This window comes from Paenibacillus intestini, assembly GCF_030803945.1.
Lineage (GTDB): Bacteria > Bacillota > Bacilli > Paenibacillales > Paenibacillaceae > Paenibacillus > Paenibacillus polysaccharolyticus.
On record NZ_JAURUN010000003.1, the window covers coordinates 481,079 to 494,030 of the forward strand.

14 protein-coding genes are annotated in these 12,952 nt (G+C 42.7%); 11 read left to right on the forward strand and 3 right to left on the reverse strand.

Going from position 1 to position 12,952, the window contains the following annotated elements; all coding sequences use genetic code 11:
* The first annotated feature begins 14 nt into the window (after window positions 1-14).
* The 4 genes from J2T16_RS11370 to J2T16_RS11385 all read left to right on the forward strand — a co-directional run bounded on the left by J2T16_RS11370 (window position 15) and on the right by J2T16_RS11385 (window position 2,263).
* Window positions 15-212, forward strand: a complete 198-nt coding sequence (locus J2T16_RS11370; protein ID WP_221788942.1) for a hypothetical protein — start codon at window positions 15-17, stop codon at window positions 210-212.
* 56 nt (window positions 213-268) lie between these two features.
* On the forward strand, window positions 269-565 hold the full coding sequence (locus J2T16_RS11375; protein ID WP_090923778.1) for a YlaH-like family protein: 297 nt from the start codon (window positions 269-271) through the stop codon (window positions 563-565).
* Between the two features lie 91 nt (window positions 566-656).
* The gene (locus J2T16_RS11380) at window positions 657-1,715 is read left to right on the forward strand and encodes an LCP family protein (protein WP_221788943.1); all 1,059 of its coding nucleotides are present in this window, start codon (window positions 657-659) and stop codon (window positions 1,713-1,715) included.
* Between the two features lie 95 nt (window positions 1,716-1,810).
* Window positions 1,811-2,263 (forward strand): pyridoxamine 5'-phosphate oxidase family protein, encoded by a 453-nt coding sequence (locus J2T16_RS11385; protein WP_090923776.1) that lies wholly within the window; start codon window positions 1,811-1,813, stop codon window positions 2,261-2,263.
* Window positions 2,264-2,270: 7 nt separating this feature from the next.
* Here J2T16_RS11385 and J2T16_RS11390 read toward each other — a convergent pair whose 3' ends face one another.
* On the reverse strand, window positions 2,271-2,927 hold the full coding sequence (locus J2T16_RS11390; RefSeq protein ID WP_154957771.1) for a YhcN/YlaJ family sporulation lipoprotein: 657 nt from the start codon (window positions 2,925-2,927) through the stop codon (window positions 2,271-2,273).
* Window positions 2,928-3,154: 227 nt separating this feature from the next.
* Here J2T16_RS11390 and J2T16_RS11395 point away from each other — a divergent pair, with 227 nt between their 5' ends.
* Window positions 3,155-4,489: a PhoH family protein gene (locus J2T16_RS11395; RefSeq protein WP_090923774.1), complete on the forward strand. Its 1,335-nt coding sequence runs from the start codon at window positions 3,155-3,157 to the stop codon at window positions 4,487-4,489.
* Between the two features lie 244 nt (window positions 4,490-4,733).
* Window positions 4,734-6,005, forward strand: coding sequence for an ABC transporter substrate-binding protein (locus J2T16_RS11400; RefSeq protein ID WP_221788944.1), 1,272 nt, complete (start codon window positions 4,734-4,736; stop codon window positions 6,003-6,005).
* Here the strand turns inward: J2T16_RS11400 and J2T16_RS11405 are convergent.
* Complete coding sequence (locus J2T16_RS11405) at window positions 6,002-7,081, reverse strand: hypothetical protein (RefSeq protein ID WP_221788946.1); 1,080 nt, start codon at window positions 7,079-7,081, stop codon at window positions 6,002-6,004. The genes J2T16_RS11400 and J2T16_RS11405 overlap by 4 nt on opposite strands.
* Window positions 7,082-7,259: 178 nt before the next feature.
* A complete protein-coding gene (locus J2T16_RS11410) occupies window positions 7,260-7,496 on the reverse strand; it encodes a DUF2626 domain-containing protein (RefSeq protein WP_090923772.1) in 237 nt (78 codons plus the stop codon).
* Between the two features lie 313 nt (window positions 7,497-7,809).
* Here J2T16_RS11410 and J2T16_RS11415 point away from each other — a divergent pair, with 313 nt between their 5' ends.
* The 5 genes from J2T16_RS11415 (at window position 7,810) to J2T16_RS11435 (ending at window position 12,945) form a co-directional block, all read left to right on the forward strand.
* Window positions 7,810-8,460 carry an RsfA family transcriptional regulator gene (locus tag J2T16_RS11415; protein WP_221788948.1) on the forward strand — a complete coding sequence of 217 codons (651 nt, stop codon included), beginning with the start codon at window positions 7,810-7,812 and terminating at the stop codon, window positions 8,458-8,460.
* Window positions 8,461-8,625: 165 nt separating this feature from the next.
* Complete coding sequence (locus tag J2T16_RS11420) at window positions 8,626-9,597, forward strand: ketopantoate reductase family protein (protein ID WP_499018355.1); 972 nt, start codon at window positions 8,626-8,628, stop codon at window positions 9,595-9,597.
* Complete coding sequence (locus tag J2T16_RS11425) at window positions 9,597-9,971, forward strand: DUF3397 domain-containing protein (protein WP_154957766.1); 375 nt, start codon at window positions 9,597-9,599, stop codon at window positions 9,969-9,971. Before J2T16_RS11420 ends, J2T16_RS11425 begins: the two co-directional genes overlap by 1 nt.
* Window positions 9,972-10,121: 150 nt before the next feature.
* Complete coding sequence (locus J2T16_RS11430; RefSeq protein ID WP_221788952.1) at window positions 10,122-11,822, forward strand: peptide ABC transporter substrate-binding protein; 1,701 nt, start codon at window positions 10,122-10,124, stop codon at window positions 11,820-11,822.
* A 190-nt stretch (window positions 11,823-12,012) separates the two neighbouring features.
* Window positions 12,013-12,945 (forward strand): ABC transporter permease, encoded by a 933-nt coding sequence (locus J2T16_RS11435; protein ID WP_154957764.1) that lies wholly within the window; start codon window positions 12,013-12,015, stop codon window positions 12,943-12,945.
* The last annotated feature ends 7 nt before the right edge of the window (window positions 12,946-12,952 follow it).

The following is a 12,952-nucleotide window of genomic DNA, read 5'->3' on the forward strand; positions in this document are numbered from 1 at the left end:
GACATTATTGCACGATGGAACGATTCGTGTCTCTCGCCACGGTAGTGGAGGGAGAGGAATCGATTCTGCAGAAGCGAAGCGTTCGCCTTTGTCCCCGAATTTCAACACTTGATAGAGTGTTCACAGAAATTCGGGGACAACAGCGATCAAAAGAACGATCCGATCTCGGAACGGTCGAACGAGCGCCTAAGAATCTCATTGTGCAGCAGTAAAGTCCATCCAATGATTGAATTTTGTATAGCATGATCATGAAAGGAGATGCCTTAACATGCAAGCATGGTTTGCATCACACCCGATCATCGCCTATATCGTCATCTTTGTACTGATTACTTACGTGTATAACAAGGTCTTTCGGGTACGTCAGAAATTGCCAATCGGTAAGGAAATTGTGTTGTATATCTTGATGGCGATGGGTACGTTCATGCTTCTTATTTTTCAGATCGATAAGTTGCCCATCATTCAATGTTTGTTGGTAGCTGTAGGTCTGATGCTGTTAGTGCGCGTGCGTTATTTCGTTGAAGGTCGTCAAAAGAAAAAAGCGGAAGCTTCCGCTCGAAACTCATAATGCTGTCTATGCATAAAACACATCCGTTTTCCCTTGGGAAAGCGGTTGTGTTTTATGTAGACCAAACAGATGTGATAAAGGTGTTGAGAACATGACTTCAAATTCAAACGGACTGCCTCCACGAAGACAACCTTCGAATGCATCCGGTAATTCAGGCAACAAGAGCGGTAAGGGTAAGGCGCCGAAGAAGAAGCGTATGCGCGCATTCTTCAAGGTGTTCCTCAGCCTGCTTGTGATCGGTATTCTGGTCGGTGGGGGATATATGTACTGGCTATACAACCAAGTTGCGAATACGGGAATAGATAAACCCGTTCCTCCAGGCATGTCGGCTACAACCAAACCGCTTACGATGTTGCTGCTTGGTACAGATAATCGTCCCGAAACAGGTACGTTTTTATCGGATGTTGTGATGGTTGCTGCACTTAATCCGAATACAAAGACTGCCACCGTGGTATCTTTACCGCGTGACACGCGTATTCAGCTGGACGGATATAAGTCGAACAAACTGAACGCCTATTATCCGCGATTTAAAACACAAGAAAAAACATCTGGCAAGAAGGCAGAAGACCAGATGAAGGATATGATGGGTAAGTACCTCGGTGTGGATATTAACTATACAACTGTTCTTAATTTTCAGGCTTTTCGTGATGCGATAAACGCTGTCGGTGGAGTAGATGTTACGGTGGATAAAAACATGTGTTACCGAGATACGGCTGACAATACAGATATTAATCTGAAGGCAGGAGCTCAGCACTTGGACGGAAAAGAAGCACTTGATTTTGTTCGCTATCGTAAGTCCAACTGTAAGCCAAAGACGGCGGAGTCCAATGATTTTGATCGGAATAAACGTCAGAGCCAGGTAATGAATGCCATGCTGGATCAGATGAAGTCGCTTGGCGGAATCACCAAGATTGGCAAAGTGATCAGTGCGGTAGATAAAAACATGACCACGGATGTGGAATCCGAACAAATGAAAAACTTTATAGCAACCTATTGGAACATTTCCACCGCAGATGTACACTTTACTCCGGTTACGGGAGAGTGGAGAAGTCCTTATGTATATATCAATGAGACAGAATTGGCCAATGCCAAACAGGCACTGCAAGATACACTTTCAGGTAAAGTCACAGCGTCATCTCCAAAAGAATAGCAATCGTTTTGGGGATTGGAAGCTCGGTTCGCGGTGTGATATAATAACATCAACCAAGATGAGAATTGCATAAAGAAGGTTAGGGGGCTGGTTGAATGTCCGAAGCCGTCACACAGTTAACAGAATCGCTTTTACAGCAATTTAAAGACGAGACCTTTGTGCTTCTTAACACCGTAGATGTGGAATCTGGAGGTCCGACTTCTACAGCAATCTCCTGGATTTATGCTGAAAATGCATCAACTTTTCGTTTGGCAATTGATCATCGTTCCCGTCTGGTAAATAACATGAAACACAATCCGCTGGTTACAATTACTGTTTTTGGCGAAGAAATGGTGTATGCAGTCAATGGACGTGCTTCCGTGCAACAAGATCCATTGCAAGACGTACCCTTTAATATGTGCTGTTTCGACATTCGAATTGAAGCGGTGAGGAATGCGTTGTTTTATGGCGCTCAACTGTCCTCTGTGCCTCAATTTGTCAAAATATACGACCAACGTGCTGCAGAGAAGCTTGATGAGCAAGTTTTTGCGGCCATGAAAAAAGCCTAGTGAGAGATCACTGGGCTTTTTGTTGTCTTTTTTCCGATGTGTGTTGTTGCATGTACTGATCCTGGGCAGGTTCATCCGGGTTTTGACGAACTTTGACGTCTTTCGGAAGCTGTGGAATGATACGGCCCACCATATCGGCAAGTTCTGAAGCAAAGCCGGAAATTGGGTGGCCTTTACGAATATGCTCACCAATTTCTTTGATACGCTCCGTGACATCAGCATCGGCGGTTACGATGGAATCCACACCTTCTGGATCTTTGCGCAAAGCTTCTGCAACGGCATACTTAATGGTGCCAACGCGTGCCCGTTCGAGATCACCATCAACATCAATGCCGACAACCGCTGTGTTGCCGAGTATAACGCAGTTAGCATCCTGTACACCCTCAACTTGCTTGGCGAGTGCTTTGAGGTGACTCACTCGTTTTTTATTTGTCATTCGGCCCATTTCTGTATCATCCGCGACATTGAGATCATGTACCTCGCCCGTATTTTCGTTGAAGTGATCTAAGCGTGAAGGATTCATTCGATCTTCTTGCTGTGTTGTTATGTTTCCTCCGTAACTTCTAGGATGCATCTCATGCGGTTCCTGTGAAGCGTTACGTGTAGAAGTATTACAGCCGGTAAGAACAAAGATTAGAAGCAGCGTGCATATCCCCATTTTCATAAATGTTCATCCTTTCTTGGAGTTTTTCAGAATGGTTGACAATTATTTTGCCCTAGTCGAATACATTTATGTATGGGAGTATGATTGTCCATGCCGCTGCTGAAGATCACACGATCAAGATGAACTCGGGAATGAGGGGAAACGGAAGGCTCGTAAGAGCAACTTCGTCATTCCCGAGAACACGTTCCAGCCCATGCCTTTAACGACGCCGCTTTGGAGGGGATTGAATGAAAAAGATTTTTGTATTGGATACCAACGTGCTTCTGCATGACCCCAATGCCATATTTGCCTTTGAAGAACATGAGGTAATCATTCCCGCGGTTGTACTGGAGGAGATTGACTCCAAAAAAAGAAATGCCGATGAGATCGGCCGTAATGCACGCAACGTGTCCAGACTGCTGGATGGACTCAGGGAACTGGGTCACTTGCACAGTGGCGTACCTCTTGCGAATGGAGGCAATCTAAAAGTTGAGCTTAATCACCGCAGTTTTGTGAGAGTTCAGGAAATGTTCGGGGAAGTGTCCAATGACAATCGAATCTTGGCCGTCGCGCTGAATTATCAGATTGAAGAGAATGAAAAAGAAGTGGTGGAGCGACAAGTTGTTCTTGTCAGTAAAGACGTTCTGGTACGGATCAAGGCGGACGTACTTGGACTGAACACACAGGATTACTTATCGGATCGGACTGCTGGGCTTAGCGAGTTGTACCCTGGATATACAGCGCTGAAAGTTCACCCGTCTGTCATTGATGAGTTTTACACATATCGTTTCTTGCCGATCAAACCGTTGCAATTGTCCTATTCTCTCTACCCGAATGAATTTGTCATTCTGAAAGATGAGATGGGTACGAACAAATCCGCTTTGCTTAAAGTGAATACTGAAGGTACAAAACTGGAGCCATTGTTCCTCAGTAATGATAATGTCTGGGGGATCAGCGCCCGAAATGCACAACAACGGATGGCGCTGGAGCTTCTGCTGAACGACGATATTCCGCTTGTGACGATAACGGGTAAAGCTGGCACGGGTAAAACACTGCTCGCCTTGGCAGCAGGATTGCTGAAAGTAGAGGATGATCACAAATACAAAAAGCTGCTGATCGCGCGTCCTGTAGTACCTATGGGCAAGGACATCGGGTATTTGCCAGGGGAGAAGGAAGAGAAGCTTCGTCCGTGGATGCAGCCGATCTATGATAATCTTGAATTTTTATTTGATACGAAAAAGGCCGGAGATATAGATAAAATACTGATGGGTCTCGGCAGTATCCAAGTTGAAGCACTGACGTATATCCGCGGAAGATCGATTCCCGGCCAATTCATCATTATTGATGAAGCTCAGAACTTGTCTCGTCATGAAGTAAAAACAATCGTATCTCGGGTGGGGGAAGGGAGTAAAATTATATTGATGGGTGACCCTGAGCAGATTGACCATCCTTACCTGGATTCCGCAAGCAACGGATTGACCTACATTGTCGAACGTTTCAAACAAGAGGGAATCAGTGGGCATATTATGCTTGAAAAAGGAGAACGTTCCAAGCTGGCACAGCTTGCGGCAGACTTGTTATAACAAGAATTTGATTGTTGATAGCTGGATTTATTTCCCGGAAAATGTTTTAAAGCAAGCCGACTTTTAAAGTCGGCTTTTTTTGCTGAAAAAATTAAAATCAAATGTTATACAGAACTGGATATGCTCTTAATATGCAAAATACAAGAAAAGTGTTTTTTGGCAGGGTAGGACAAGAGCACTACATATTTGTTACAATAATGGTTGCGAGAAAATATAAAACAAGTTATTTCAAGGGGGAGAGTGAATGAAGCGTAGACATCAGGTTGTTTTATTTGCAGTTTTACTGCTTTCGCTAACAATCCTTTCACCTAGCTTTGATTTTAGAGGTTCGCAGCATAATCAGGGACGAAATCAAGAGAAAGATACATACACGGGTGTTTCATCCCGTAATGAGGATACAAGTGCCCCTCTCGATGTATTGGTATCTATGTCAGAAGAGGAGTTTGCGTCTTTTCAAAAAGTGGCTAAAGAAGTAGCGGCTTCTATTTATGTTGAGGTTAATCTCCGCAATGTGGAACCGAAGGAGTATAAAGAGGTGCTGGATCGGGAGTTTTCTTTGGGAGAGAACGGAGATATTATTTTATTGGATAGTGACCAAGTACAACATTATGCCAGAAAAGGATATTTGCTTCCTTTGAATGCGACAACGCTTTCCAAAGCTCTTGGTGATTCAGCTGCTGAGTTGCGAGGAATGACAGAGTGGAATGGATATCAATGGGCAATGCCCTTTGATGTAGATCCTTATGTGATGGGAATAATACCCTCATACTTGAATGAGGCTGGATTGCAGGGCTTTCCACAGAATAGGGAGCAATGGTCCAAATTGATCAAGGAATCTCAAACAAAGAGCGCACCTTTGATTTCGTTGAATATAGATGATATTTACGAAGCAAGTGCGTGGTTGAGTTATTTGCCGCCAGGAATGAGTCCCGACCAGATACTAACCATGCAACTTACCTCTATGACAAATGAATTTCAACAGGGGGTAAGCTTACTCGGCGAGCTTCAACCCCATATTGTGACTATGTCAGTAGATCCAGTATTATCTGCTTCGGATTATAAGGTTCAAACTCCGATGTTTGTATCTACACTATCTCGTATTTTACATGCAGATGAGGTTGCCAAAGGTCGGGGAACGTTTAGTTCACCTGTCTCTTTGCAGGCTTTGCGGGCGGTAGAATCCAGAAGTCTGGTCATTACAGCAGGAACTACGGAAGCCGATGCAGCAAGTCGGTGGATTGAAGGCATGGCTTCGGCAGTAACGCAGAAAAAGTGGTATAAACAAACCAAACGTTTGCCTGCAAGACAACAAGAGAGTGAGAAGGAAGTTGGTGAGGTTAGGAGTCGGTACAGTATGGTTCTAAATCAACCCTGGTTTGGCAAAGAGTCTCCGGTACAATGGATTGAAAACAAAACGAAGATCGAACGTTTTCAAAAACGGGTTCAACAGGTTCTCGAAGGGGAGATCAGTGCTGCCCAGTATGTGAGCAGCATCAGAAAAACGGTTAACCCCTAGAATGAAATTGCTAATTTCACTTCCAAAACCCCTTCATCTGTAGAAACATCCGTAGCTTTGACAAAGGACAGAATTTTTTGCGGATAAAAACCGAGATCAAACTCTTTCTCCAACATGTTGCGTGTTGTGTCAGGCAGTTCAAGCTGATTGAACACCAGCTTATCCACATGAAAACGAATTGAATTTTGCGGTTCGTTCTCGACCGTATAGTGACCTTCAATGCTTAATTGCAACTGATCACGCTTACCCGAAGCTGTAATTTTATTCGAATCAAATGTGAACGCAAAATCGTTAAAAATTTCATTTTGTGAACGCAGAAACATATTTAGTTCGTCCTGAGCAATACGAATGGTATAGGTTGTTCCTGTGGTGGATATCGCTCCGTTTTGTTTTTGTACAAAATCAGGCAAGTTTTGCATGGCTGACGCCAATGCCTTGAAATAACGTTTTACCTCGTAAATGCCCACGTTCTCCCAATACAGCGTTAATTCATTCATTAATTTTTGAATAGCTGCCGCGTCACCGCTGGCGGTTATTTGCTTATCCACTTCTTTTTGCAGCAGGGCCACCCTTGTTCGCTGGTTTTCCAGATTGGTTTTCATCTGGGTAAGCTCCATAGAGGTTTGGCGGATTCGATCAGACGTATGTTGCAATTCATTATAGCGAGTCTGATACTTGTCCAAAACAGCTTGATCTTTACCAATGATGATTTGATAGTAGTCATATAGAACAAACAAATCCTTAAATGATCTTGCTCCAAGCACTGTCATGAGCAGGCTATCGCGCTCTCCTGTGTAATAGGATCTTACAACAGCTCCGGCCCGTTCTTGCTGGATATGTATTTCCTTTTCCTGTTGTAGCAGTTGGGCAGATAATGTCTCATGTTGCTTGGCTAATTGCGTCTGCTGTTCACTAATACGTTTAATTTCATGATCAATCTCTACAATAGATAATGTTTTTTGAAGAATGGCTTGCGTGTCTTCGGGCGAAGTCTCTCCATAAACGTATGATGAGGCGGATTGCACAAACAATATGATAATGAACAAGATGGCGATTAGGCCATATCGATGCTTCACAATCATTCTCCTTTCTTCCATCCTTTTAAAATCATGCAGATGAGAACTCTTCCAAACAATATATGAAATCCATACGAAAAATATCCTTAGTGGTTACATACCATTATATCTTCATATGTAATCTGACAACAAAAAAACAATCCGACAAGAGCCGGATTGTTTTGATGCTGCTGGCGGATTAGAGCGGCAGTCCCATTTGAAATACAGTCCAGTAGCTGAACCCTGTGAACGTTACGATCATATAACCCCAGAAGAGCAATATATACGTACGTTCTGTAAACTTCAAGTATCCCAAAAGGACAAAAAACGCAGTCTGCAGGAAGAAAAGCAAAGCCATTTCAACTAAGTCTCCTGCAAAAGCCATCAGGCCAATCGCAAGCGTGAAGAACCCGAGTACCCGAAACATGCGTGCCACGGTAAATCCTCCTCTCTTATGTACGTTCATAGATTGTCTACATAATATTATACCGACAAAGGAAAAACGTGTAAACAAATTTGGGTATGAAAGCGAATTCTTTTTTTATCAGCTTAGGATTAAAGTGTTCAGAATTATACCGATCACGTATGAGGGAACCTGAATGTGGAAATACATTTTAGTATGAAATCAATTCTATGAACTCTATGAGAGGCATAAGATTGAGTAAAGCAACTTTTATACCTAATTCACATAACGGGTTACCGGTTATGGGGACGGTTATTTCAGGATGGTGTTAGGAGGGTATTATAGCATGACTGCAGTGAGACAGGATGCTTGGAGCACAGAGGATGATTTGATTTTGGCAGAGGTTACATTGCGTCATATTCGGGAAGGCAGTACGCAGCTAGCCGCTTTTGAAGAAGTGGGAGAAAAAATAGGCAGAACTTCGGCCGCCTGTGGGTTCCGTTGGAACAGCTGTGTGCGTAAGAAGTATGAATCAGCGATCAGCAATGCTAAAGCACAAAGGCAGAAGCGGAGCTATCTAAGAAAACAGCCGGCAATACTTGGTCCACAGGTTGCTGCACTGGCAACATTAGACGCCGAGGAAGGTCTCTTTAAGACGGAAGGTGTGTCAGATGAAACCCTATCTATGGATGCGGTCATCCGTTTCCTAAGGCAGTGGAAAGGAACTGCACAGGAGAGCAATCGTCAGCTTAAAATGCTTGAGAAGGAATTGCGTGAGAAGGAAGACGAACTGCTTGAATTACGTTGTGAGAACGACCGACTTTCCAAAGAAGTTAATGAGGTTCAAACCGATTATCGTGTCGTGAACGATGATTACAAAGCATTGATCCAGATTATGGATCGTGCACGCAGGCTTGCTTTTTTATCCGAAGAAGAAGAAGAACTCAAGACAAGGTTCAAAATGGATGCTAACGGAAATCTGGAACGAATCGAGTAGCGATATTCAAAATTAAAGTAACCTTGTAATATTTGCCCGCCAAACCTCCGTAATCATACGGCTGGTATGACGGGTTTTTAGTTGTGTGCATTTTGTACTATTATAGAAGAAGGTTTTTCGGTTTGATTCAAAAGGTACAGGAAATGACCAGAACAGGGGGATCAGATGATTATAGATGTAGTAGGAGCAGGTTCGCTAGGACTTCTATTTGGAGGGAAGTTGCAAGCATCGGGTGAAAGAGTACGTTTTTGGACTAGAACATCAGTGCAGGCCGATCAGCTTAAACGAGACGGAATTAGGATTACCGAGAAGGATGCGGAAATTCACATCAGGCCGTACGAGATTCAAGCTTACCCGATATCCCAACTGGCGAATCATTGGAACAAGACACCTGGAGACTGGATGCTGCTCACTGTGAAGCAAACTCATATTAATGATTTTATTGAACAGGCAGCAACGTTAACGTTAGAGATACGGCAGCCATTCAAGATTGCTTGTTATCAAAATGGTCTTGGTCATCTGGAGAAGCTACAGGCTGCTTTGCCAAATGCATTGCTGTGTAGTGCGATTACAACTGAAGGGGCTAAACGTACCAAAGGTGAGGTGGACCGGGCCGGTTATGGAAAAACACTTCTGGGCTTGAGCAAGAGTTTGGCGAAAATGAACGTGGGAATAATAGATGAACAACAAATATTTACTTTAGCCAGGGTTGTGCAACAGGCAGGATTTGACTGTACAGTGTCGAATGAAATCGATAAGCTGATATACAGAAAACTGCTCATTAATGCGGTTATCAACCCGCTTACGGCAATATGGAGAATCCCCAATGGTGAATTGCTTCACATGAAGGAACGAGTTAGCATTATGCACCAGTTGTATGATGAGGCAATGACCGTGTATGGAGCTATGAACGTACAATTGGAAGGCGATTTATGGGATCAAATTCAGGGGGTATGCCGCGACACTGCTTCGAATACGTCCTCCATGCTGGCAGATGTACTACATAAACGCATAACAGAGGTTGAATCAATTAACGGATCAATTATAAAAATGGCAAAGGAGTTCAATCTGAAGGTACCTACACATGAAATGCTTTTTCATTTGATTCAAGGGATACAATCAGAAGGGGTGAGTTAATGGGGTTTTTCATCGTATTGAGTTTATTGCCCTTTTTTCCTTTTTTACTCGTGTATTGGGGCATGATGGTATGGAAGAAAGATAAGGCGATTGCATTGCGAGCAGCTATGGACGTCACTACATTTTTCCTTATTTTCTCCGTGTCTGCGTTATTCAACTTAACATTTGATTCGAATTTTGGTTTTTATCTGACATTAATACTCATACTAATAGCGCTTGGTTTTATCGGAGGTGCGCAAAATCGACTAAAAGGAAAGGTCGATGGGGGAAGAATGTTCCGGGCCGTATGGCGCATGTCGTTTGTGATGATGAGTTTTGGATATGTTTTGTTTACTTTATTTGGATTATTTAGATACATTATGAACCAGATGTGAGGTTACATAACGCAAAATCCCGAAAAGATGTGGCGATTTTGTCGAAAACTGAAAAAAACATTACTTTCTGAAAAAGTAATGTAGATTTTTTTGACCGGTGGTTGTATAATCTATAAACATAAACCACATCAATTTAGGGGGAAAAGTTAGATGAAAAGGAAAAGTCTATTAGTCCTTTTGACGCTGATCTTGGCGTTCGGTACCGTACTTGCAGCGTGCGGATCGAAAAATGAAGGCACAGGTACCACACCAGATAACAATTCTGCAAGCGGAGAAAAGGCTCTTGCCAAAGATCAGGTTCTAAAAATTAACTTAACGGCTGAACCTCCTACGTTTGACCCTGCTCAAGCCAAAGACAGTCAAACGAACACGGTTTTGAAATTTTTGTATGAAGGTCTGGTACGTATCGACGCGAATGGTAAAGAAGCCGCGGGTGTCGCTAAAGACTGGACAATTTCTGAAGATGGTTTGAAATATGTGTTCAACCTGAACCCAGATGTTAAATGGAGTAACGGTGACGCAATTACTGCCGAAGACTTTGTTCGTTCTTGGGAACGTGCTTTGAAACCGGAAACAGCTTCTCCTTATGCATACCAATTGTACTACATCAAGGGCGCTGAAGGTTTTAACAAGAGCAAAGATAAAGACTACAAAGGAACTAAAATTACTGATTTCGCTCAAGTAGGTGTTAAAGCTACGGATGAGCACACACTTGAAGTTACATTGGAAAACCCAACGCCTTACTTCTTGGGTCTTACAGCATTTTACACGTATTATCCAGTACACAAATCTGCTGACACGAATGACAAATTCTTCACAGATTACAAAAACATGATCGTTAACGGTCCATTTGTAATGGATCAATACACTAAAGGTCAAAAAATTGTTGTAAAGAAAAATGAAGGCTACCATGCAGCTTCAGATATCAAATTGACTCAAATCGATATGTCTCTGACAAGTAGTAGTTCTTCGGAACTGCAAGCGTACAAGTCAGGACAATTGGACTATACTGGTGCACCTAACGGTGAGGTTCCTACGGACCAAATTCCTTCTTTGAAAGCTGAATTGCCAAACGAGTTCAAAGCTACTGGTATTGCAAGTACGTATTACTATCAGTTCAACGTACATGAAGCACCATTCAACAATGTTAAAATCCGTAAAGCATTTGCAATGTCCATTCAGCGTCAGCTGCTTGTTGATAAAGTAACACAAGGTGGACAAATTCCTGCATTCGGATTCGTTCCTCCAGGTATCCGTGGTGAAAACGGCGAATTCCGCAACGAGCACAAAGATGATTACTTCACTGAAAATGTGGATGAAGCTAAAACATTGCTTGCCGAAGGTATGAAAGAAGAAGGTTACACTACATTGCCAGCAATCACTTTGATCTACAACACAAGTGATGGTCATGCTAAAATTGCTTTGGCTATCGCTGATATGTGGAAAAAGAATCTTGGTGTTGACGTGAAAACAGAAAACCAAGAGTGGGGCGTATTCCTTGAGAACCGTCAAAATCAAAACTTCCAAATTGCTCGTGCGGGCTGGTCTGCAGATTATAACGATCCGTACAACTTCTTGGAAATGTGGACTACTGGCAACACAAACAACGACTCAAAATTCAGCAATGAACAGTATGACAAAGACGTAAAAGACACTGTGAAAACAGCTGATGCAGCTGCACGTATGACTGCTTTTGCTGATGCTGAGAAAATTCTGATTCAAGATGAAATGGCTGTAATGCCTATCTACTACTACACTAACGTATCTTTGACTAAGCCTTACCTGAAAGGTGTACAACTTGATTTTAGTGGAGCGATTGACTTCACACGTGCATATCTGGAAGAGAAGTAAGTTGTTCTGAAGTCTAATATGATTGCTTCGGGATATATATGTGGAATTCCATATATATCCCGATTTTTTTGTATGTGCACTGATTTTCCTTATAATTCTTGAAATTTCCGATAAATGGATTGGACTTTATTGTGGTCTGATTCTACAATCGATTTGTATACAAAATATTGTTTGTGGAGGTGTGCAAGGGTTGGTTAAGTACGTTTTGAAAAAACTGCTATTTATGCTGCTATCGCTTTTCATACTCGCATCGATGACTTTCTTCCTGATGAAGGCCATTCCTGGTGACCCTTTTACATCGGAGAAAAAAGTTTCACCTGAAATTCGGGTTCTTCTTGAAGAAAAGTATGGCCTGAATAAACCGATGTATGAACAATACCTGAAGTACATGGGTGGGATCGTTAAAGGGGACTTCGGAGTTTCAATGAAGTATCTAAACCGTGATGTCTCTGACATGATTGGTGAAACATTCACAGCTTCGTTGAAATTAGGTGTGTTTGCAATCATCATCTCCATTATTGTAGGGGTGTTGCTTGGTCTGCTTGCAGCAGTATATCACCGTAAATTGATTGATGATGTGACTATGGTGCTTGCTGTCATAGGAATCGCCGTGCCCAGTTTCTTGCTCGCATCGTTATTACAGTACGTGTTTGCGTTTAAACTAGGCTGGTTTAACGTTATGGGCTTTGATGGGCCGCTTGACTACGTTCTACCTGTTGCTGCGCTGTCCGCATCACCGATTGCCTTTATCGCACGTCTAACGCGTTCAAGCATGCTGGAAGTTTTACATGCAGACTATATTAAAACGGCGAAAGCCAAAGGTTTGAAATGGCCTGCCATCATGTTTAAGCACGTTGTACGGAACGGTATTTTGCCTGTTGTTACGTATGTAGGACCAATGACGGCTAACATTATTACAGGTTCTGTTGTAATTGAGCAGATCTTTAACATTGGTGGAATTGGTAAAGTATTTGTCGAGAGTATTACGAATCGGGATTACACTATGATTATGGGAATTACTATTTTCTATGGTATTCTCCTGATGTTAGCGCGTTTCCTTACGGATATCGCTTACGTATTGGTTGATCCTAGAATTAAGCTGGAAAGCCGGAAGGGGGCATAACGTTGTC

Excerpts from the sequence above, each read along its gene's own strand:
- J2T16_RS11370 (WP_221788942.1), top strand. The coding sequence starts at position 15 with ATGGAACGATTCGTGTCTCTCGCCACGGTAGTGGAGGGAGAGGAATCG.
- J2T16_RS11375 (WP_090923778.1), top strand. The coding sequence starts at position 269 with ATGCAAGCATGGTTTGCATCACACCCGATCATCGCCTATATCGTCATC.
- J2T16_RS11380 (WP_221788943.1), top strand. The coding sequence starts at position 657 with ATGACTTCAAATTCAAACGGACTGCCTCCACGAAGACAACCTTCGAAT.
- J2T16_RS11385 (WP_090923776.1), top strand. The coding sequence starts at position 1,811 with ATGTCCGAAGCCGTCACACAGTTAACAGAATCGCTTTTACAGCAATTT.
- J2T16_RS11390 (WP_154957771.1), bottom strand. The coding sequence starts at position 2,927 with ATGAAAATGGGGATATGCACGCTGCTTCTAATCTTTGTTCTTACCGGC.
- J2T16_RS11395 (WP_090923774.1), top strand. The coding sequence starts at position 3,155 with ATGAAAAAGATTTTTGTATTGGATACCAACGTGCTTCTGCATGACCCC.
- J2T16_RS11400 (WP_221788944.1), top strand. The coding sequence starts at position 4,734 with ATGAAGCGTAGACATCAGGTTGTTTTATTTGCAGTTTTACTGCTTTCG.
- J2T16_RS11415 (WP_221788948.1), top strand. The coding sequence starts at position 7,810 with ATGACTGCAGTGAGACAGGATGCTTGGAGCACAGAGGATGATTTGATT.
- J2T16_RS11420 (WP_499018355.1), top strand. The coding sequence starts at position 8,626 with ATGATTATAGATGTAGTAGGAGCAGGTTCGCTAGGACTTCTATTTGGA.
- J2T16_RS11425 (WP_154957766.1), top strand. The coding sequence starts at position 9,597 with ATGGGGTTTTTCATCGTATTGAGTTTATTGCCCTTTTTTCCTTTTTTA.
- J2T16_RS11430 (WP_221788952.1), top strand. The coding sequence starts at position 10,122 with ATGAAAAGGAAAAGTCTATTAGTCCTTTTGACGCTGATCTTGGCGTTC.